The following is a 21,918-nucleotide window of genomic DNA, read 5'->3' as shown; positions in this document are numbered from 1 at the left end:
CGATCTCACAGGCGCAACATCCCCCACGGCGAAAACTTTGCAGCCCTAACGCCCATCACCCCTGCGGCAACCCATAGCGCTGGAACGACGACCGCTGCGGCACCCGATACTGCGCCCGGCCCAGCAACTGGTTGAGGATCACCGCATTGCGCACCGGCCCCAGCCCCAGGTCCGGTGAACCGACGCCATGCTGGAATATCTCCGCGTTCTGCACGAACACCCGGCCACTGCCGCCATCACAGCGCTGCGCGGTGAAATCCTCGCCGACGATGCAGTCGCCATGCGCGTCGGTGGCCAGCACCGTGCCCTTGAGCTGCTCGAACCACTGCGGCCAGGCATGCGCATAGCCGGTCGCCGCGATGATCGCATCGGTCTCCAGGGTCGCCCGCTGGTCCAGTTGGCGGTGGCGAAAGGTCATGCGCAGGCCTGCTGAGCTCAGGTCCTCGACCGACTCCACGTCGCAGCTGGACAGCAACGTCAGCCCCGGCTCGCGCCCGCCGATGGAGCGCTCGTAGATCAGGTCGTAGATCGCGCCGATGGTGGAAAAACTGATGCCCTTGTACAACAGGCCCTGCTCGGCGACGATCTCGCGGCGCTTGTCGCGGTCCAGGGTGTGGAAGTAGTTCATGTAGGCCGGGGTGAAGCACTCCTGACCAAGCTTGGAGTATTCCATGGGATGGAAGCCCCCTGAACGGGTGATCCAGTGGATCGAAGCCCCCGCCTCCACCTGCTCCGGCGTCAACGCATTGAACAGGGCCAGCACGCACTCTGCCGCGCTCTGCCCGGAGCCGACCACCACCACACGCCGGCACTGCTCCAGTTCGCCCTGGCGCTTGCCGAACTCCGCCGAGTGCAGCATCGGCGCCTGGCTGCGGGTGCGCGCCCAGGCCGGCAGCCACGGCCGGGTACCGACGCCGATGGCCAGGTCACGGCTGCTGTAGCGCCGCTCCAGGCCCGACACCGACACGCTGTCGATGACGAAGCGCTCGCTGTCGCCATCGTAACGCACCCCGGTGACCTCCTCGCCGAAGTGGCAGGCCGGCAACTGGCGCGCGGCCCAGCGGCAATAGTGATCGTATTCGCGCCGGGGCACCTGGAAGTGGTCGTAGTAGTAGAACTGGAACAAACGGTCGTGCTGGTGCAGGTAGTTGAGGTAGCTCAACGGGTGGCACGGGTCGGCCAGGGTCACAAGGTCAGCGAGGAACGGCACCTGCAAGGTGGTGCCCGGCAGCAGCAGGCCCTCGTGCCAGCGAAATTCCGCCTTGCGCTCGAGGAACGCGCAGCGCAGGTCCGGGTGGCGCGACAGCAGCGCGGCCAGGCCCAGGTTGAACGGTCCGACGCCGATGCCGGCGATGTCTAGGGTTGCGATGTCCATATGCTCGATGATTTCCCAAAAACTACGGATGGCGCCCTGGGTGCGGCCCAGGGCGGTTGATTCAGGCAGGCGTGGCGGCGAGCAGGCGCTCGACCTCTTCGACCGTGCGGCACGGCAGCAGCTGCGCGGGCGACAAACGCACCGCGAAGGCCTCGCCCAGGCGTGCCGCCAGGGGTTTGAGGTGCTGCGGGCGCAGGCCCATGGCGAGAAAGTCCAGGGCCGGCTGCGTGGCGCCGAGCACCTGCTGATAGATCGCCAGCACCTGGGCGCACCGCTGCGGATCACTGGGCGTCGCTGCCGGCGCCTGCTCGGTGTCGCCTTCCAGCAACGTGCGGGCGCGGCGGCGGTCCGGCTTGCCGTTGGCCGTCAACGGCAACTCGGCTACCTCGATGAAGCGCGTGGGCACGTGGGACTGCGCCAGCAACGCCCGGGCATGCTCGCGTAGCGCCACGTCGCCGGGTGGCGCGCCGTTGCGCCGCACATAGAGCGCGCCGATGCAGGCCTCGCCCTGTTGCGTGTCGCCATAGTCCACCACCAGCACCTGCTGCACCGCCGGATGGCGAATCAGCTCGATCTCGATGTCCGGCAGCGACACGCGCACGCCGCGCACCTTCACATAGCCATTGACCCGGCTGTCGAACAGCAGCACGCCGTCCTCGCGGTAGCGGCCACGGTCGCCGGTACGGAAAGCCCGCACTGGCGCACCGTGCTCGTCGAGCACGCTGACGAAGTCGTTCTGCACCAGCTCACCCTCTTGCAGGTAGCCCAGGGCCAGGCCCACGCCACTGGTGTGGATACGCCCGGCGACGCCCTGCGGGCAATGCTCGCCGTGCTCGTCCAGCAGCCAGTAGCGGTTGCCCGGCAATGGGCGTCCATAGGGCACCCTGGCGCGGTCCTGGTCGCCGATCTCGTGCCAGATGCTCCAGATGGTGGTCTCGGTCGGCCCGCCCAGGGACACCAGCCGCGCCACCGGCAACTGCTCGCGCAATTCGGCGATCACCGCCGGCTTGATGTAGTCGCCACCCTGGGCCAGCAGGCGCAGGCTCTGCAGGCCATCGCCCTGGCGGCAGGCCAGGAGCATTTCGAAGATGGCCGGCACCGAACACCAGAGACTCACGCCGTGCTGCCTGACCAGCTGGTTCCAGCGCAACGCGTCCTTTTCCTCGCCGGGCTCGGGCAGCACCAGCGCCGCCCCGGCGCAGAGGCTGCCGAACACGTCGAACACCGACATGTCGTGGTGCAGCGGGGTCACCGAGATGAACACATCGTCGCGGCTGACCTGCCACTGCGCCAGGGTGCTGCCGATGACGTTGGCCGTGGCGCGGTTGTTCAGCACCACGCACTTGGGCTTGCCGGTGGTGCCGGAGGTGTAGAGGTAGTAGGCCGGCGTGGTGCTGGCCGACAACGCCGCCAGGCCCGTCAGGTCCAGGGCGGCCGGCGGGCTGGCCAGTAGTGGCGCGGCGGTGTCGACCACCAGCGCCGGCTGGCAGTTGTCCAGCAGGTAGCGCAGGCGCTCCTCGGGCGCCGCCGCGTCGATCGGCACCCAGACCAGCCCGCTCAGGGCGCAGGCCAGGGTCGTCATGCTGTGCTCGGGGCCGCGCGGCAGGCAGATCGCGACCACTTGGCCAGGCTGCAGGCCCCGGGCCTTGAAAGCCTGGGCGATGCGGGCGACGCCCTCGCCCAGTTCGGCGTAGCTGATCCGCCGCTCGCCGTGCAGCAAGGCGATGCGTCCATTGTCCGGGCCGAACAGGTTGTGGGCGATGCGCCCGAGGAAATCGACAGGTTCGGCCTGCGCCTCGCTGCTGTTCAGGCGGTAGTGGCCAAGGTCGATGAACTGCCGTGCCTGGACTTCGAACGCGCCCTGCCCGGCCAGTTGCGCCACCGCCTGGCCAAAGGCTGCGAGCAACTGCCCGACCCAGCGGCCATCGACCGCTTCGCGGGCATAGTCGATCTCGAACGCCAGGCCTCCCTCGGCGGTGTTGCAGAAGCGGATGTCCATGGCCACCTGGGGCGTCTGGGTCAGGCCCGCGCTCAAGGTCATCGGAGCATCGACCGCGCTCACCGGCCAGGACAGGCCATTGGTCAACACCACCGGCAGTGCCGGGCCCGGGCCGTTGCTGTCGTACAGCAGGCGTGCCAGGTCCACGCCGGAGAACGCCAGGTGCTGCAGGCCCTCCAGTACATCGGCCTGCAGGCGCTTGGCGCGCTCGGCGAGCGTGGGCAGTCGGTGCTGCCAGTCGAGGGCAATGAAGCTGGAACGGTTGGCGAACGCGCCGTCCTGGGGCGGCGCCACCGGCACCGCCACGCACAGGCTGCCCTCGTCGAGCCAGTGGCCGAGCACTTCCAGCACCACGGCCATGATCGTCGAGTTCTTGAACAGCCCCTCGCGCGCACCGGCGCGGCTCAACGCCTTGAACACCGGGGCCGGGATCACCTGGCGCTGGCGTGCGTATCGGGCCACGCCGACCTTGTCCAGGGCGTAGCGCCACGGCAGCCGTGGCGCGCCATCGACCTCGGCCAGCTTTGACTTCCAATACTCGGTATCAGCCTTGCGCACCTCGCTCCGGTCGACGACAGCCGCCGTCGGCTCGCCGGCGGTCAGCGGCTGGCAATGCCCGTCGAACAGCTCGACCATCAGGGTGGCGATGGAGCGTCCATCGAGGATCAGCGCATCGAAGCGTACGAACACCACCAGCTCACCCTGCGGCAGCTGGAAGGCGGTGACATTCCAGGGCGGCCCGGCCAGGTCGAACAGCGCGTGGGCATAGGTCTCGCGACGGACCTCGAGCTGCGCCTGGGCCTGCTCGACCGTCAAGGCGTGCAGGTCGATCACCTCCAGGTTGACCTGCACCTGGTCGCTCAACGACTGGGTCAGTGCCTGGGCATCGATGCGGGTGCGCAGGCTGTCGTGGCGGCGCACCATGTCCGAGAGGCGGCTGCGCAGCAGTGCCAGGTCCATGCGCCCGCGGTACTCACGGAACTCCTGCATGGCCACGCCGCCCAGCGGCAGGTGTTCGCCACGCCCCAGCAGGTAGGCCTGCTGCAGGGCGTTCAAGGGGCAATCCCGGCTGGCCGCGATCGTCAAAGGCTGGTGCAGCGCGCCCGTGTCGGCAGCCACCGCGACGGCCAAGGCAATGAAGCGCTCGAACAGTGCCCGGACCCAATCCGCCGGCAGTGCGTCCAGGCGCACATCCCAGTTGACCAGCAGACCGCCATCGACCTGGGCCACCTGCGCGTCCAGCGCCACCTGCGGCCCCTGGGAGATCACCCAGTCCATCGGCCCGAACACCCGGCCCACGCGCTCGGAGAACAGCTCGCCACCGGGCAGGTCCAGCCCTGCGGTGAACACCACCGGCGCCAGTTGCGGCGTGCCGTGATGGCGCGACAGGTCGCGCATCAGGTCCACGCCTGGATAGGCGCTGTGCGCCAGGCGCTCGACCAATTGCCGGTGCAGGTCCTGGCACAGTGCGGCAAGGCTGGCGACGCCGGTGAAGTCGACATCGACCAGCACCAGGTTGGCGAACTCGCCGACGATCCGTTGCACCGGCTCCAGCACCGGCTCGCGCCAGAACACCGGGACGTTCAGGCGCAGGCGCCGATCGCCGGTGTGTTCGCCCAGGGCAGTGGCGAACAGCCCGAGCAGCAACGCCGACGAGGTGATCCGCTGCACCCGCGCCGCCTGCTGCAAGGCGCGGTACTGGTCGGGTTCGAGCCGGGCGGCAAAGCGCTCGCTGCGTGCAGGGCCCGGGGCAAGCAAGGGCAACGTCGGCGCCGGGGCGATCTGCGCAAGGCGTGCCCGCCACCAGGCGCGGTCGCGGCTGCGAGCGTCGCGCAGGTCGGCATCGGCACGTACCTGGTCCAACCAGTCGAAGTAGCTCAGCGTGGGTGGCAGCGCGGCGCCTGGGGCGTCGTACAGCCGGGCCAGGTCTTCCATCAGCACCCGGAAGCTCGACGGGTCCACCGCGATCATGTCGGTGTCCACATGCAGCCGAGCGGCATTGCCCGGCAACAGGCTCAGGCCGAAGCGCGCACCCTGGCCGGCGCCCAGGTCCAGGCGCTGGTGGCTCCACTGGCGACGTTTCTCCAGCAGGCGCCGCTCCACGGCGGGACCGTCCAGATCGCTGAAATCCTCCAGCTCCAGATGGGCGCGCAGCGTCTCGTCGATGCTCTGCCGCCCCTGCCCGTCGATGCGCAGCCTGAGCATCGGATGTGCCCGGTACAGCCCCTCAAGTGCGCCCTCAAGGCGCGCCACATCGATGGCCTGGCCATCGAACTCGGCATACAGGTGCGCGCTGACGCCACCCAGTGCCGCATGTGCATCCCGCCCGATCCAACAGGCGGCCTGCATCGAAGTTAACTCTCTCATCGCTTACCCGCGTGGTTGACAAATCCATGTGTTTCGCGTCCTCATATTTACTAACGAGAATGATTATATTTCAAGGTTTTCTTTCTCACCCATCGGCCAAGGAGGCTACCCATGAAGACAGGCACCCTGCGTTTGCAAGACAGGGACACCGTGCCGCTCAGCCAAGAGGACTCGAGCTTTTCATTCACATCCGGCGACCGCGAGCTGAGCGTCAGCGGCCTGCGCGAGCGGATCGATACCCCGGCCCACGGCAGCCACCTGGCCGGCGGCGCGCTGCGGCGCAGCATCGACCAGGCCTTCGAGCGCGCCCGCCAGGCCGGCCAGGACAACCCGATCGTGGTCGGCGCCATCCCCTTCGACACCACTCAGGCATCCAGTCTGTACATTCCCCAGGCCTATGCCTGGCAGCAACGCACCGCGGCGCCCGCCCAGGCCGGAGCGCTGCCGGCGTTGCTCAGCCAGGCCAACATCCCCGACGAACACGGTTTCAAGCGCGCCGTGCGCCATGCCATCGTCAACTTCCAGCACAGCGATGTGCGCAAGGCCGTGCTCTCGGTGCAGCGTGAACTGCACTTCGCAGCGCCCGTGGACCCGGCACAGGTGCAGGCCAACCTCAAGGCGCTGAACCGCGAGGGCTACCACTTCCGCGTGCCCCTGGCCGACGGCGCCACCCTGCTGGGGGTGAGCCCGGAGCTGCTGGTGCACAAGCAAGGCACGGCGTTCATCAGCAACCCGCTGGCCGGCTCGGTGCGGCGCATGGCCGACCCCGAGGCAGACCGCGCCAATGCGCAATGGCTGGCAGCGTCGGAGAAGGACCACTACGAGCACCGCCTGGTCACCGAGGACATCGCCCAGCGCGTCGGCGAACTGTGCAGCCGCCTGCAGGTCCCCGAGCGGCCGTCGCTGATCAGCACCGCCGCGCTGTGGCACCTGTCCACCCGCATCGAGGGTGAACTGGCCACGGCCGATATCGACGCCCTGCAGCTGGCCTGCCGCCTGCACCCGACTCCCGCCGTGTGCGGCTACCCCACCGAGCGGGCTCGCCAGCTGATCCGCTTCGTCGAACCCTTCGAGCGCGGCCTGTTCACCGGCATGGTCGGTTGGTGCGACGCCCAGGGTAACGGCGAGTGGGTGGTGACCATCCGCTGCGGCACCTTCAACGGCCAGCGCGTGCGCCTGTTCGCCGGCGCCGGCATCGTCGAGGCCTCCAGCCCCGACACCGAATGGAACGAAGTGCAGACCAAGCTCGGCACCATGCTGCGTGCCTGCGGCCTGGACCATTGACCTCAAACCCGCTTTCCGAGATTCCCATGACCATCGAATTCACCCCCTGGCCCGCGGACCGGGCGCAGCGCTATCGCGCCGCCGGCTACTGGAACGACCAGCCGCTCAGCCAACTGCTGATCGAGCGCGCCGCCGCGCAGCCACAGGCCCCGGCGATCCTCTGCGGCGAACGCTGCATCAGCTACGGCGAACTGGACCGGCGCGCTTCCAACCTGGCCTCGCGCCTGGCCGCCCACGGCCTGGGCCAGGGCGACACGGCGCTGGTGCAGTTGCCCAACGTCGCCGAGTTCTACATCGTGCTGTTTGCCCTGTTCAAGGCCGGCATCGCCCCGGTCAACGCGCTCTACAGCCACCGCCAGCACGAGCTGGGCGCCTTCGCCCGGCAGATCCGCCCCGCCCTGCTGATCGCCTCTGCCGAGCATGAAGTGTTCCGCAACGACGCGTTCCTCGATGACCTGGCCAAGGAAGGCCTGCGTCCGAAGCTGACACTGATGCTCGATGCCCTCGACGAATGGAGCGCCAGCGCCGATGTGCGCGGCACCCACTACGCGCCCAGCCCCGCTGGCGAGGTGGCGCTGTTCCAGCTGTCCGGCGGCAGCACCGGCACCCCCAAGCTGATCCCGCGCACCCACAACGACTACGCCTACAGCGTGCGGGCCAGCGCGCAGATCTGCGCCCTGGACAGCGCCACGCGCTTTCTCTGCGCCCTGCCCGCCGCGCACAACTACACCCTCAGTTCCCCCGGCGGCCTGGGCGTGCTGCATGCCGGCGGCTGCATCGTCATGGCGGCCAATCCGGAGCCGCTCAACTGCTTCGCCCTGATCGAGCGCCATGCCGTGACCATGGTCGCCCTGGTGCCCAGCGCCGTGGCCCTGTGGCTGCAGGCCGCGCCCGGGCACGCGACCAAACTGCGCAGCCTGCGCCTGCTGCAGGTCGGTGGCGCCAGTTTCGCCGAGGCCCTGGCCCGCCAGGTCCCCGAGGTACTGGGCTGCCGCCTGCAACAGGTGTTCGGCATGGCCGAGGGCCTGGTCAACTACACCCGCCTGGACGACAGCGACGAACAGGTGTTCACCACCCAGGGCCGGCCGATCAGCGAGCTGGACGAGGTGCGCATCCTCGACGAGCAAGGCCAGCCGGTCGCCGATGGTGAGCCGGGCATGCTCGCCACCCGTGGTCCCTACACCTTCTGCGGCTACTACAAAAGCCCCGAGCACAACGCCCAGGTGTTCGACCAGGACGGCTTCTACCACTCCGGCGACATCGTCCAGCGCAGCGCCGACGGCAACCTGCGGGTGGTCGGGCGGGTCAAGGACCAGATCAACCGCGGCGGCGAGAAAGTCGCCTCGGAAGAGATCGAGAACCTGATCGTCATGCACCCGGACGTGACCCACGCCGCCCTGGTGGCGCTGCCCGACGACCTGCTCGGCGAAAAGAGCTGCGCCTTCATCGTCTCGCGCAACCCGCAGCTCAAGCCGATCGCCCTGCGTCGCCACCTGATGGGCCTGGGCATCGCCGAGTACAAGCTCCCGGACCGGATCCGGCTGATCGACGCCATGCCGCTGACCGCGGTGGGCAAGATCGACAAGAAGCAACTGCGCGCGCTGCTCGCCGTCGCCCCGACCGCCTGACCGTCCAAGGACCCGACATGACCATTCCAACCATCCACGACTATGCCATGCCACAGCGGGCCAGCTACCCGGCCAACAAGACCCAGTGGCAGCCCGACCCGGCCCGGGCCGTGCTGTTGATCCACGACATGCAGCGCTACTTCCTGCGCTTCTACCAGCCCGATGGCGCCCTACTCACCGCCCTGGTGGACAACCTGTCGCGGCTGATCCAGTGGGCCCGCGAGCAGGGCATCCCGGTGGTCTACACCGCCCAGCCCCATGAACAGCCGCCCGAGGACCGTGCCCTGCTCAACGCCATGTGGGGCCCGGGCCTGCCGGCGGCCAGCCCCGAGCAGCAACCGATCATCGACGCCCTGGCGCCGCAGCCGGGCGACACGGTGCTGACCAAGTGGCGCTACAGCGCCTTCCAGCGCTCCGACCTGCTCGAGCGCATGCGCGGCTGGCGCCGCGACCAGCTGCTGATCGGCGGCGTGTACGCCCATATCGGCTGCATGATCACCGCCGCCGACGCCTTCATGAACGATATCCAGGCGTTCCTGGTGGGCGACGCGGTGGCCGACTTCTCCGAGGAGGAGCACCGCCTGGCCCTGAAGTACGTGGCCACCCGCTGCGGCCATGTCACCGACACCGCCGCCCTGCTGACCCAACCCGCGGGCGAGACCACCCGCGACTGGCTGCATGGCCGGGTGCGCCAGATGATCGAGGACGACAGCGACCTCGACCCGCAGGAAAGCCTGATCTTCTACGGCCTGGACTCGCTGCAGGTGATGAAGCTGGCCGCCGAGCTCAAGCAGCGCGGCATCGCCGTCAGCTTCGAGGAGCTGGCCAACGCGCCGACCCTGGACGGCTGGTGGTCGCTGGTGCAAGCGCGGGGTGCCGCCTGATGGCCATGGCCCGTTTCACCGGCCGGCGCGTGCTGGTCACCGGTGCCGCCAGCGGTATCGGCCGCTGCGTGGCGCAGCAGTTTCTCGACGAAGGCGCCGAGGTCATCGGCCTGGACTGCGAGGAGGCCGACGTGCCGTTCCCGCTGCTGCATGTCGACCTGACCGACCCGGCCGACGTGCAGCGGGTCTGCGACCGCCTCAAGGAGCAGGCGCAGTACCTCGACGTGCTGGTCAATGTCGCCGGCGTGCTGCGCCTGGGGCGCAGCGACGAGGTGTCCTGCGAGGACTGGCAGCGCTGCCTGGATGTCAACTTGAGCGCGCCGTTCTACCTGATGCGCCAGTGGACCCCGGTGTTCCGTCGCCAACGCCGCGGCGCCATCGTCAACGTCGCCTCCAACGCCGCCCACGTGCCGCGCCTGAACATGGCCGCCTACTGCGCCTCCAAGGCCGCATTGGTCAGCCTCAGCCACTGCGTGGGCCTGGAGCTGGCGCCCTACGGCGTGCGCTGCAACGTGGTTTCGCCGGGCTCGACGCGCACGCCGATGCTGGCCGGCATGCTCGGCGACCCGGCGGGCGAGCGCCAGCTGGTCGACGGCCTGCCCGGGCAGTTCAAGCTCGGCGTGCCGCTGGGCAAGATCGCCACGCCCGACGACATCGCCCAGGTGGTGCTGTTCCTGGCCTCCGAACAGGCCGGGCACGTGACCCTGCAGGATATCGTGGTCGACGGCGGCGCCACCCTGGCCGCCTGAGCCTGATGCGGCACTGACAAGGACTTTCACCCGCACCGCGCTCGGCCCTGGCCGGTCGAGCGCGCACCATGGAGCTGGACATGACATTCTCACCCGCCAACCACAAGCGCCTCGAGGCCTTCTGGCAGTACTGCCTCACCCACCAGTACTTCAACGTCGGCTACCCCGAGTCGGCCGACTTCGACTACAGCCTGCTGCACCGTTTCATGCGCTTTTCCATCAACAACTGCGGCGACTGGAACGAACCCAGCAACTACCTGCTCAACTCCTTCGACTTCGAGCGCGAGGTGATGCGCTTCTTCGCCGAGCTGTTCCACATCCCGTTCGAGGACAGCTGGGGCTACGTTACCAACGGCGGCACCGAAGGCAACATGTTCGGCTGCTACCTGGCCCGCGAGCTGTTTCCCGACGCCACCCTCTACTACTCCAAGGACACCCACTACTCGGTGGCCAAGATCGTCCGCCTGCTGCGCATCAAGGCCCAGGTGGTGGAATCCCAGGCCAACGGCGAGATGGACTACGACGACCTGGTCGCGCGGATCGCGGCCGACGGTGAACGCCACCCGATCATCTTCGCCAATATCGGCACCACCCTGCGCGGCGCCACCGACAACATCGCCGTCATCCAGCAGCGCCTGGCCCAGGCCGGCATCCGCCGCGAGGACTACTACCTGCATGCCGACGCGGCCCTGAGCGGCATGATCCTGCCCTTCGTCGACGCCCCCGAGCCCTACTCGTTTGCCGACGGCATCGACTCGATCTGCGTCTCCGGGCACAAGATGATCGGCTCGCCGATGCCCTGCGGCATCGTCGTGGCCCGGCGCGGCAACGTCGAGCGCATCTCGGTGGAAATCGACTACATCAGCGCCCGCGACCAGACCATCAGCGGCTCGCGCAACGGCCACACGCCACTGATGATGTGGGCCGCCCTGTGCAGCCGGTCGCTGGAGGACTGGCGCGCACGCATCCAGCGCTGCCTGGACCTGGCCCAGCATGCGGTGGACCGGTTGCGGGCGGCCGGCATCGAGGCCTGGCGCAACCCCAACTCGATCACCGTGGTGTTCCCCTGCCCCTCGGCCAGCGTGTGGAAACGCCATTGCCTGGCCACCTCGGGCGACACCGCGCACCTGATTACCACCGCCCACCACCAGGACAGCACGCAGATCGACGCGCTGCTTGACGAGGTGATCGCCGACCTCAAGTTCCGTGGCAAACCCGTCACCCGAAACCCGCTGCAGGCGCCCCTGGTGGAGGGCCTGGGCAGTCGTACACGGGTCTACAGCACGGCAGGACAACCCCGGACGGAGCCGCTGCCGGGCCATGCCAGACCTGCACGCGACAGCGGCCTTGCCCGCCTCAAGGACAGCGATATCTGAACGCCTGGTCGTCTTTACAACCATTTACATGTAAGCCATTTCCTACGGCGTACTGCTCCGGGACCTGGCGTGCCGAAAAACAGGGGGCGGGCCTGCCCGCCGCCTCGGCGCCTTGCCTACGCAACGCGTTGCCGCTTCCTGCCGATGCCCGTTTGACGGCCCCTGGCGTGGCTCTATAGTCCCTTTCCTGCCAGCGCCAAGGATTTGCGCTGGCCTTGGACAAGAACCCGCCATGTACAGGAGTCGCATGATGGCCATGCTCACGGATGACGCCCCCTCGCCTCACCCTCTATACGAATCGCCCCGCCGCGCCGACCTGCGACGACATCCCCGTCACTGACCCCAGCCCCGCCACGTGCCCGTGACCTGCCCTGGGCGGTCACTGCCTTCGTTCGCCTTCAATAAAGACAAAAGGTGCGTCATGACTGCGACCCGTTCGCCGCAAACGGCCGTTGCGCCGTTGCCGGAAACCGAAACACTGCGCTATCGTCCGGCCAGCCCCGCCGATATCGAAGCCCTCGCCGCGCTGTTCCAGCAGGTCTATGGGCAGACCACCCACCCTTGCCAAAGCCCGGACTATATCCGCCACTCGCTGGGCAGCGGGCAACAGCAATGGTTCGTCGCCGAGGCCCAAGGCCAGCTGCTCGGATGCTGCTGCATCGCCCGCCGCCCCTGGAACCGCTCGTGGGAAGTCTGCCACGGGGTGATCCACCCCGATGCGCGCAGGACCGGCGCCATTTCCAGCCTGGTGCGCCTGGGCTTCGAGACCCACCGGCCCGAGCCCCTGGAGCTGGGTTTCTACATCACCCGCAACATCGCCAGCCACGGCGTCATGAAGAAGATCCGCCCCGCGGTGCTGGTGGGGCACGACGGTGGTCCGGACAAGGTCGACGGCCTGCGCGAGTATCACCTGACCGCCATCCACCCGGTGCCCCAGGCCGGCTTTGTGCATGTCGCGCCCTGGTACGTGACCACCCGCGCCGCCGACTTCGTCCGCCGCCTGCTCTACCCCGCCCTGCAGCTTGCCGTCACCCCCGGCAACTACCCGGACACCTTCCTCAGCGGCCCCACCGGCGCCGAACGCCATGGCCAGCTCAGCTACAGCCACGATCCCCAGGCCGGCGCGCTGATGCTGTCGGGCCAGTGCGGCCGTTACCCGTCGACCCAGGCCGTGCTGGCGGAGCTGGGCGCGCTGCTGCGCCAGCATGCGCAGGCCGAGTACGTCAGCCTGCTGATCCTGGCCGACAAGCTGGAGCTGCTGGCCAGCCTGCGTCGCCTGGGCTTTGCCATCACTGCCTACCTGCCGGCCTGGCACCTGGAGAACGGCAGCCGCTACGACTGCCTCCAACTGGTGTTCCAGGACTTCGCCGTGGCCCCGCGCAGCCATGGTTTCGACGACGACATCGCCCGTTTCGACCTGGCCTACGCGCACCTGGCCAACAACCTCTGCAGCATTCCCGCAGCCCCGGCTTCCCGGGCCGCCAGCTAACCGATCGGAGTTTTTGCAAGTGACCAAGGACCAATGGCTTAGTGTAAGAAAACAGATCCCCGACGGCGCCCGGGAACCCTGGACCGTGATGCTCTGGGTCGCCGACCTGCTGTTGTTGGCGGTGGCCTGGAACCTGTGGCTCGCCGACTCCACCGCCTTGCAGTTGCTGGGCCTGGCGCTGGCCGGCCTGGCCACCGTGCAGCTCTACCTGATCATGCACGAGGCGACCCACGGCGCCGCCTCGGCCAACCGCCGGCTCAACGACTTCATCGGCCACTGCGACGGCTGGCTGATCGCCTTGCCGTTCCTGGTCCGCCGGCGCTTCCATATGGCCCACCACACCTGGACCGCGCACCCGGTGAACGACCCGGAGAACCGCGGCATGATCGAGCGCTTCTCGGTGATGACGAAAAAACAGGAGCGCACCCTGGAGTTCGTCTGGAAGCACTGGATCCCGATGATCGCCGCCAACCATTTCCTGCTCAACTGGCGCGCGCCGTTCATTGCCCGGGCCAAGGGCGACAGTTCGCCGAGGATTCTCAAGGAGATCCGCTTCGCCCGCCTGTACCTGACCGGTTACCTGGCGGCGGCCGTGCTGGCCTGGAGCCTGGGGCACCTGCTGGACCTGGTGCTGTTCTACGGGATCACCTGGGTGTTCCTGTTCTTCATGGTCGAGCTGCTCAACCTGCCTCACCATGCCGAGGCACCGTTGCTTGCGCGGGACGCCGACCGCCTGCAGTTCTGGGAGCAGGACGGGGTGTCCCACGACTGCAAGGACCTGCCGCTGTGGTCGCGCTATGTGATCCTCAACTTCAACCTGCACATCGTCCACCACGCCTTCCCCTCGGTGCCGTGGTACCGGTTGGCCCAGGTGCAGAAGCTGCTGAGCGAGCATGAGGTCGGCCATGCGCCGTCGCAGACCCATGAGTGGGAGTTCGCGGTGAAGAACCGGCGGCGGCCGTTGTTGCAGCTGATGGGGCATTTCTTCGATCAGCGGGGTTGAGCTGCCCCTCCGGGTCAGTACAGGTATTCGTGGGAGCGGGCTTGCCCCGCGATAGCGTCAGTTCGCTAATGACGCCATCGCGGGGCAAGCCCGCTCCCACAGCTGCCATGCTCAGTTCGAAAAATGGCGATTGGGCACATACCGCAACCCCAGGTTCTCTCGCAACGTACGCCCCTCATACTCGCGCCGGAACAACCCCTGCCGCTGCAACTCGGGCACCACCTGCCCGACAAAATCATCCAGCCCACCCGGCAGATGGGTGAACAGCAGGTTGAAGCCATCCGCCGCCCCTTCCTCGAACCAGCAGGCCATCTCCTCGACGATCTGCCTTGGCGTGCCCACCAGCATCCGGTGCCCGCCCGCGCCGAGCCCGGCCAGCAACTGCCTGGCGGTGGGCCGTTCGCGGCGGATCAGGTCCACCACCAGCTGCTGGCGGCTCTGGTGCCGCTCGGTCAACGGCAACGGCTCCGGCAGCACCACCGGGGCATCCGCCGGCAGCCGCTCCAGGTCGATGCCAATGTCCAGCAGGAACGACAACGCCTTGAGCACCGCCTCCGGATCCACCAGCGCCTGCAGCTGCTCGTGCTTCTCCTGGGCTTCGCTGGCCGTGCGCCCCACCACCGGCGCCAGGCCCGGAAACACCAGCAAAGACTCCGGCGCCCGTCCGGCCAGGGCCAGGCGCTGGTGCATGTCGGCGTAGAACGCCCGGCCCTCGCTCAAGGTCTGCTGGGCGGTGAACACCAGCTCGGCGCTGCGTGCCGCCAGCGCCCGGCCGGCCTGTGAGGAACCGGCCTGGGCGATCACCGGCCAGCCTTGCACGGGTCGTGGAGCATTCAACGGGCCCCGTACGCGGAAATGCTCGCCCTGGTGGTCGAGCACCCGCATGCGCGCGGGCTCCAGCCAGGTACCGGAGGCCTTGTCCAGCGGAAAGGCGTCGTTCGCCCAGCTGTCCCAGAGCCCGGTGACCACGTCGAAGAACTCCTCGGCGCGGGCGTAACGATCGGCATGGGGCAGGTGCGCCGCCTGGTTGAAATTCTCGCCACCGATCAGCGCGGTAACCAGGTTCCAGCCGGCGCGACCAGCGGACAGGTGATCGAGGGAGGCGAAGCTGCGGGCGATGTTGTAGGGCTCGTTGAAACTGGTGTTGGCGGTGGCGATCAGGCCGATGTGACGGGTCACCACCGCCAGCGCCGGCAGCAGGGTCAGCGGGTCCCAGCGCAGGCTGTAGGCACTGCTGCGCAGCACCCGTGGGTCCAGTTCGCCGACAGCGACGTTGTCGTTGAGAAACAGCGCGTCGAAACACCCACGTTCCAGGGTCTGGGCGTACTGCCGGTAGCGCTGGAAGTTGATCGAGGCGTCGGCGTCGGCCTGCGGGTGTCGCCAGCTGCCGGCGTGAGCACCGGAGCCGGAGAGAAAGGCGCCCAGCCGCAGGCGGCCGTCACGCCTTGCCATGGCTGGGCTCCTGGGCGCGCCCCGCATCGATCGCTATCGCCGCCCCTATGAGGGCACCGACAATCCGCGGGAGGCGATGCAGGGGTATCTGGATTGGGAGTTCGGGTTGGTGGACCAGTTGGGGTGGGATGGGACCCATGGGTTCTTCGTGATTTAGCCTCGACGCGTGGCCTTTAGGTGAAGATGAAATCCGGCCAGGCGTATAGCAGAACTCTTTGCCTTCCACTGACCGGTTTTCATTACCTACCTGAACGCCACGTCCCGACTCGTTCTCAGAGCCTGAAAATATCGCGAGCTTAAGCGCTCAGGAAAACTTATGCAGATCCGTCACGAATGGATAACACCAGGGTCCCTCTGGGGTAGTGTAAGCACCGTTGAGGTAATGAGTACCAACCAGATTCATCTCAACAATGCAGTCCCTGAGCCGAACAGACTTGAACTCTGCGCCTTCTTCTTCGCCTCGGGTAACATCAACTCTGAGGCGAAGAACCTCTTTCGTGCTAAGCGGTATATCGATTTCACGCGCAGAGTGTTTCTCGGGGGCGTCCGGGAGTTGGGATTTTAGCTCTGAGAGAGACAGCGAGTTACTATCCCAGGCTGTGTGATCCAACCAAAGCGGCACAGCTTTCCAGCTATCAGTCACCTGCTGCTTAGCTTGCGGGGAAAACTCAATAACAGGCCAAAAAACACGAACACGCTCAATCCCCCCAAAACTAGCATCTCTACTTTCTGTCATTCTATACCTATTAATTTTAAAATCCTTTTCGCTTACGCACGCCACAAGCGGCTCTGAGGACAGAATTTCATCGACACGAGCCATCACCGGTTCTATACCAACCTTTCTTTCCGAACGAAGCTGCGAATGACAACTATACTCATCGTGCTTGTTAGCCGCAGGGGTACGGTTAACGCTAACGTTCTCCCCCATTAAAAAAGTCAGTAGCTGTTCAAGCAGTGCTTTATTTGCATTGCCCAGTATTTCGGCTCGAACCGCAAGGTTTTGCTCAGCTACCACCTCTGCCAAATCCAAGGCCACATCCTGACCCGGTTTCTTGAGAGCAAGGGCTTCAGCGAGGCATTTCTGGAACGCCGCCGGAGTGAATGGCTTCATCCCATACAGAGCATTCGCTATGCACGCCGTACTTGTAATGAGCACTCGTGCACGTACTGCGGCTTGCCCAATTGCCGGCCTGTTGTTGGCCACTTCTGCAGTATCCAGGCCTTTGAACACCGCTCTCATGCCCATTGAGCTCGGTAGCCAGATAGCTTCGTGACCTGTCTCGCCCCCGTCAGCTTTCTCACATGACTGGGCAGAACCAATCGCAAACCAGCGAACACCATCAGCCTCCATCGCAGCAAGCAAGGCGCTTTTCAGATTAGACGCCTGAACTTCCTTTGCTTCTTTTTTCGCCTTGTCTAACTCTTCTAACGACCACTCTTCTTGCGTAGAAGCATCAATCTTCAGGGGCGGCACTACAACAATCCAACGATAGCAGGCATGTGCAGTATTTTTATCCTGTAGTTCAATTTCGTACCGACCATATAGCTCCCTTGACTCCGCATCCATGATCGATCCATAATCTTTCTTACCGAAACTTTCCGTATCACCGACAGATAAGTTCCAGTCGTCACAATTAAAGTTATCGAGCCTATGGAAATCAGTTTCCCTTGAACTCACGATGACTTTTTTCGATTCGAAGCATTCACTCAGGTTGCAGGCAACAGCCGGATTCTCGGTGTTAGCCACCATAGGCACCCAAGCGTCGCCATCCTGAAGCGGTTGACTCATCCAGATACGCAACGCTATCCCCGCACGCTTCCAGTGCGCCACTGAGGGACAATCCGTGGCTGTAGCGTCCATATCCAGACGGAGATGATCGCCAAGCGGTGATTTCCCAAGCGCTTGGGCCAAAGCCACCGGCCACCTGTCCTGCCTAAGGTCTGCGGCGCATGCCGTGAACAGCAATGGCGACCCAGCCAGCGGGGCGCCTGTCACGTCATCATGCACATGAATGTGAAGCAGCTCTTCGGCAGCCAAGGCACGCGTGATTTTCAGGTCGCCGTAGGATACCCACTGGACCGTCTCCACGGTGACCGATAGCTCGGACTGGTACGGAACCCATAGCGCATTGTGCTGGCTATTCGGAGCAATAGTCACGCCGTCTTCAGCCATAGCGCCCGCCCATAGCATCTTGCTGTGCCGACCAACCGCCATGCACAGGGCCTCGGCACGAGCCTGGGCACTGCTTGAGGGGGAGAAGGAGACAATGAGCGACTCATGCAAGTGCTTGCTGTTTTTATCCCGAACCTCGACGCATACCCGTTCGGTGTTGGCAAGATCAATGCTGGACAGGTCGTTTGCGATGACAGCGTTGCCAATGAACGGTGCATTGGTAAACAGGCGTGCCCGGCTGGAAAATACCCAAAGCCTGGTCAAGCGGTAGGGGTTTTGTCCATCATTGAACGCTTGTGTGGAAAAAGACTCGCCTTTATCAAAATACCCTGGAAAGTTATCTACGTACCCCGCCTGTAGTAGTGTGGACCCGTCAATCAGCGAGCGGTCATCGCGTACCGCTTTGACCAGTGCTTTCGGCCACTCAAACTGACTGCGTGACTGCAAGTATGCTGCAAGTGTGACGGTTTTCAGCACTCGGCCATTCACTTTGTCGACGGCCCATACACGAACACTTTCACTGCCAGTCAGGTCACGGTCCGAAAGCAAAAAACATGGACTGGTCCATTCGCACTCACCGACACCTAGCTTCTGCGTAACAAAACCGACAGGTTGCTTCGCTGATTCGACCGGAGTCACTGGGGCAGTGGCGCTCTCTGAAAAAACATACTGAGCAGCGAGGTTGATGCGATAGACCGATTCAATCAAGTGCCCTGGAATCCGTTTCTTATCTTTGGCAGCAGCATGCTTCACATAAGCCAGTTCACTGGCTTTGGCCGTGGTCCTGGTTTTCTCGTCGCATACCAAAATCAGTTCTGGGGCCGCGTTGATCTGCGCTACGACCTGAACATAGCCGAGAAACAAATACCCGTCAGGCTCGGTGTAAGTGTTGAGCTGAATCAGCACAGGGCCGTCGGTGACCGATAGACCAAGCCATTCGGCTGCGGTCAACGTCTTGTTACCTTCCGAGTTTAGCTCGGCCTCCGCCCGCCCGATTTCTTTCGCCACTTCATCGAGCGGCGAAATTTGCTCGATATCTGCATAGTTGAACTTGTGTGAGCTGTTAAGTTTAATGAAACTGTCTGTAATCTCGGCGAGATGATCGCCGACACTAAAGCTATTAAAAGGTCTTACTACGACCCGACGAGCATCAGGCGAAAAAGCAAGGCACTTCTCGATCAGGCTGCGTGAGTATTCCATGACAAAGGCTCCCTGAGATGCATTTCTGGCAATGCCAAACCAACGACGGCTGCACTACCTGGCACCTTCGAGCATCACCTGCTGGATCGCAGCCCGCCACTGACAAAATTGCCAGTTTACGTCCGAATGAAACGATGGGAAGGGGCTTGCCCGCTATGCCGGCGCCCCCTTTGCGTTTAGCTTCCGCAGGTAAGTTACTGCGCAACACGGTCCCGCCTGCCACTCAGCCCAGCCCACCAAACCGCCGATAGTAACTCTCGTTGGCATCTGGCAACGGCCCATCCGCCGTCTCCAGCGCGCTGGCCAGGTACTCCTCCGCCCTACCCTGCACCAACCGGTACAGGTTGCGGCACAGCTGGCGCGCCGCGCGCCCTTCCCAATCCCCCGGCAACAACTCGTCCGGCAGTTGCGGATCACGCAACAACAGGCGGCGGTATTCGTGGATCAGCAGCGTGCGCGCCAGGAAGCAGTCCTGCGGGCTCGGCGCCTCAATGTCCTTCATGGCCTGCCACAGCGGGCGGAACAGGCGGATGAATTCGCTGTAGTGTTGGCCCAGCTCCTCGATGTTCCAGCTTTCCCGCACCTGGGCGCGCAGGGCCTTGGAGGCCAGCACTTCCTGGGCGAGGGTTTCGAAGACGATGCAGTCGTCCTCGGCGTCCTGCTCGCGCAGGGTCGCGGCGAGGTCGGCGCGGTCGGTGCGCGGGCAGCCCAGCAGGTTCGCGCCCATGGCGCCGAAGCCCTGCCATTCCAGCTCTTCGCGCACGGCCTTGCGCTTGCCGGCGTCGAGCTGCGACAGCAGCACCAGGGTCCAGGCGCCGTTCCAGGCCGGCAGGCTGGCGCTGTAGACGCGCTTGAAGGCTTTCTCGAAACGCCGCCGACCGGTGCCGGTAAGGCTGTAGTAGCTGCGCCGGCCGACCTTCTCGGCGGTCAGCCAGCCTTCCTTGGTCAGGCGGAAGATCGAGGTACGGATCAGCCGCTCGTTGATGCCCATCGGCTCCAGCAGGTTGATCAGGCTGCCCAGCCAGACCGTGCCGCCATGGGGTTCGATGGCATCGCCATAGAGGGTGATGATCAGGGAGCTGGCGCGGATCGGCGTCTGCTCCTGGAAACGGGTGATCAGGTGATTCAGGGGGGCAAGGCTGCTCATGGGGGAACGAGGCGCGGCTAAAGCCTCGACTATACCTGCCTGCCGCGACCGCGCAAGGCTCATGCGCCGCCCTCGGCCTTGGGCCTGAAGCCGGAGTCGCCCATGCGTGGGCGGTCCGCTTCGGGCGTGGTCAGCGGCGGGCACTCCACCAGCGCGGTCATGCAGCGCCGGGCCAGGCTGTGGTATTCGGCGGTGCCGCGCTGTTTCCAGGCCAGCTCCTGGTCGCTGAGCGGGCGCTTGACCTCGGCCGGCGCGCCAACCACCAGGCGCTGCTCTAGGCAGGTGAACCCCGCCTTGACGAAGGCCGTGGCGGCGACGATGCAGCGCGGGGCGATATGCGCGCCGTCCATGACCACCGCGTTCATGCCGACCAGGGCGTCCTCGCCTATCCGACAGCCGTGCAGCACCGCGCCATGGCCGATATGGCCGTTGCGCTCGACCAGCGTGTCGCCGCCGGGGAAACCGTGCATCACGCAGGTGTCCTGCAGGTTCGCGCCCTCTTCCAGGATGATTCGCCCGAAATCGCCGCGCAGCGAGGCCAGGGGGCCGATGTAGCAGTTGGGGCCGACCAGCACGTCGCCGATCAGCACGGCGCTGGGGTGTACGTAGGCGGTGGGGTGGATTACCGGGGTCAGGCCGTCGAGGCGATAGCAGGGCATGGGCTGTGTGCTCGATATGATTCAGATGGCATGTAAATCCTGTATCAGATCAAATCACTTAGTCAATGCCTTGCTGTGTATCGTTTTCTTCACAAAGCTTCAGACCAGTGATGACCTAATCGCTGGGCAAACCAGCGCCCACAAATGGCTACAACAGCGAGGCAGCGTGGGAGCGGGCTTGCCCCGCGATAGCGTCACTCGCCTCAAATACAGATACGCAATTACAATTTCTATGTTGATTTTGCGTATCGCTTTGTACATATACTTGTCCCAGCACCACGAACAATTCCAAAAAAGCCGGCCCCAGCCGGCGCCAAACGTGCAGCCTGAGGTACCCCCATGCCAAGCAACCTCATCGTGCAGGCCCCGGCGGACGGCGTCCGCCTGATCACCCTGCATCGACCGCAAGCCCTCAACGCCCTGAACACGGCGCTGCTGGAAGAGCTGGCCGCAGAACTGGATGCCGCCGACCAGGATCCAGAGATCCGCGCCGTGGTCATCACCGGCAACCGCAAGGCCTTCGCCGCCGGCGCCGACATCAACGAAATGGCCCAGCGCGACCTGGTCGGCATCCTCAACGACCCGCGCGTGGCCCATTGGCAGCGCATCACCGCCTTTGGCAAGCCACTGATCGCCGCCGTCAACGGCTTCGCCCTCGGCGGCGGCTGCGAACTGGTGATGTGCGCCGACATCGTCATCGCCGGCAGCGACGCCCGTTTCGGCCAACCGGAAATCAACCTCGGCATCATCCCCGGCGCTGGCGGCACCCAGCGCCTGCTGCGCGCAGTGGGCAAGCCGCTGGCCATGCAGATGGTCCTCGGCGGCGAAGCCATCGATGCCCGTCATGCCCTGCAGGCAGGCCTGGTCGGCGAAGTCACCCAGCCCGAACACACCGTCGAGCGCGCCCTGCAGGTGGCCGCCGCCATCGCCGCCAAGGCGCCGCTGGCGGTGCGCCTGGCCAAGGAGGCGCTGCTCAAGGCCCAGGACATGGACCTGGCCTGCGGCCTGCGCTTCGAACGCCACGCCTTCACCCTGCTGGCCGGCACCGCCGACCGCGACGAGGGTATTCGCGCCTTCCAGGCCAAACGCCCGGCCCGATTCCAAGGGCTGTAAGCCTTCCACCGACTGACGGA

General features: G+C 65.5%; 14 protein-coding genes and 1 pseudogene. 9 read left to right on the top strand and 6 right to left on the bottom strand.

Annotated elements, in window-relative coordinates; genetic code table 11:
* Positions 1–55: 55 nt before the first annotated feature.
* Together basC and HU751_RS06810 are read right to left on the bottom strand one after the other, a co-directional pair.
* A complete protein-coding gene (gene basC, locus HU751_RS06815) occupies positions 56–1,375 on the bottom strand; it encodes a putative histamine N-monooxygenase (RefSeq protein WP_186732810.1) in 1,320 nt (439 codons plus the stop codon).
* Between the two features lie 61 nt (positions 1,376–1,436).
* Positions 1,437–5,723 (bottom strand): amino acid adenylation domain-containing protein, encoded by a 4,287-nt coding sequence (locus tag HU751_RS06810; protein ID WP_225933234.1) that lies wholly within the window; start codon positions 5,721–5,723, stop codon positions 1,437–1,439.
* A gap of 129 nt (positions 5,724–5,852) precedes the next feature.
* Here HU751_RS06810 and HU751_RS06805 point away from each other — a divergent pair, with 129 nt between their 5' ends.
* The 7 genes from HU751_RS06805 (at position 5,853) to HU751_RS06775 (ending at position 14,154) form a co-directional block, all read left to right on the top strand.
* Positions 5,853–7,025: an isochorismate synthase gene (locus HU751_RS06805; protein ID WP_186732808.1), complete on the top strand. Its 1,173-nt coding sequence runs from the start codon at positions 5,853–5,855 to the stop codon at positions 7,023–7,025.
* A 26-nt stretch (positions 7,026–7,051) separates the two neighbouring features.
* Positions 7,052–8,653 (top strand): (2,3-dihydroxybenzoyl)adenylate synthase, encoded by a 1,602-nt coding sequence (locus HU751_RS06800; protein ID WP_186732807.1) that lies wholly within the window; start codon positions 7,052–7,054, stop codon positions 8,651–8,653.
* Between the two features lie 17 nt (positions 8,654–8,670).
* Positions 8,671–9,537 carry an isochorismatase gene (locus HU751_RS06795; protein ID WP_186732806.1) on the top strand — a complete coding sequence of 289 codons (867 nt, stop codon included), beginning with the start codon at positions 8,671–8,673 and terminating at the stop codon, positions 9,535–9,537.
* Entirely contained in the window at positions 9,537–10,286 is a 750-nt protein-coding gene (dhbA, locus tag HU751_RS06790) for a 2,3-dihydro-2,3-dihydroxybenzoate dehydrogenase (RefSeq protein ID WP_186732805.1), read from the top strand. Before HU751_RS06795 ends, dhbA begins: the two co-directional genes overlap by 1 nt.
* A gap of 80 nt (positions 10,287–10,366) precedes the next feature.
* Entirely contained in the window at positions 10,367–11,662 is a 1,296-nt protein-coding gene (locus tag HU751_RS06785) for a histidine decarboxylase (protein ID WP_186732804.1), read from the top strand.
* 421 nt (positions 11,663–12,083) lie between these two features.
* Positions 12,084–13,151: a GNAT family N-acetyltransferase gene (locus tag HU751_RS06780; protein ID WP_186732803.1), complete on the top strand. Its 1,068-nt coding sequence runs from the start codon at positions 12,084–12,086 to the stop codon at positions 13,149–13,151.
* A 19-nt stretch (positions 13,152–13,170) separates the two neighbouring features.
* Positions 13,171–14,154, top strand: coding sequence for a fatty acid desaturase family protein (locus HU751_RS06775; RefSeq protein ID WP_186732802.1), 984 nt, complete (start codon positions 13,171–13,173; stop codon positions 14,152–14,154).
* Between the two features lie 111 nt (positions 14,155–14,265).
* On the opposite strand, the gene HU751_RS06770 is transcribed toward HU751_RS06775, so the two are convergent.
* Positions 14,266–15,606, bottom strand: coding sequence for an LLM class flavin-dependent oxidoreductase (locus HU751_RS06770; RefSeq protein ID WP_186732801.1), 1,341 nt, complete (start codon positions 15,604–15,606; stop codon positions 14,266–14,268).
* Positions 15,607–15,613: 7 nt separating this feature from the next.
* On the opposite strand from HU751_RS06770, the pseudogene HU751_RS26795 reads away from it, so the two are divergent.
* Positions 15,614–15,763, top strand: a pseudogene (locus HU751_RS26795) (hypothetical protein); the annotation flags it as partial.
* Positions 15,764–15,910: 147 nt separating this feature from the next.
* Here the strand turns inward: HU751_RS26795 and HU751_RS06765 are convergent.
* The 3 genes from HU751_RS06765 to paaY all read right to left on the bottom strand — a co-directional run bounded on the left by HU751_RS06765 (position 15,911) and on the right by paaY (position 20,785).
* Positions 15,911–18,979: a hypothetical protein gene (locus HU751_RS06765; protein WP_186732800.1), complete on the bottom strand. Its 3,069-nt coding sequence runs from the start codon at positions 18,977–18,979 to the stop codon at positions 15,911–15,913.
* Positions 18,980–19,202: 223 nt separating this feature from the next.
* On the bottom strand, positions 19,203–20,126 hold the full coding sequence (gene paaX / locus HU751_RS06760; protein WP_186732799.1) for a phenylacetic acid degradation operon negative regulatory protein PaaX: 924 nt from the start codon (positions 20,124–20,126) through the stop codon (positions 19,203–19,205).
* Positions 20,127–20,185: 59 nt separating this feature from the next.
* Positions 20,186–20,785 (bottom strand): phenylacetic acid degradation protein PaaY, encoded by a 600-nt coding sequence (gene paaY / locus HU751_RS06755; RefSeq protein WP_186732798.1) that lies wholly within the window; start codon positions 20,783–20,785, stop codon positions 20,186–20,188.
* A gap of 339 nt (positions 20,786–21,124) precedes the next feature.
* On the opposite strand from paaY, the gene paaF reads away from it, so the two are divergent.
* Positions 21,125–21,898, top strand: coding sequence for a 2,3-dehydroadipyl-CoA hydratase PaaF (paaF, locus tag HU751_RS06750; RefSeq protein ID WP_186732797.1), 774 nt, complete (start codon positions 21,125–21,127; stop codon positions 21,896–21,898).
* The last annotated feature ends 20 nt before the right edge of the window (positions 21,899–21,918 follow it).

Source organism: Pseudomonas peradeniyensis (assembly GCF_014268935.2).
In the GTDB taxonomy this organism is placed as follows: domain Bacteria; phylum Pseudomonadota; class Gammaproteobacteria; order Pseudomonadales; family Pseudomonadaceae; genus Aquipseudomonas; species Aquipseudomonas peradeniyensis.
The sequence above is the reverse complement of the archived record's forward strand: the minus strand, read 5'-3'. Positions and strand labels throughout refer to the sequence as shown.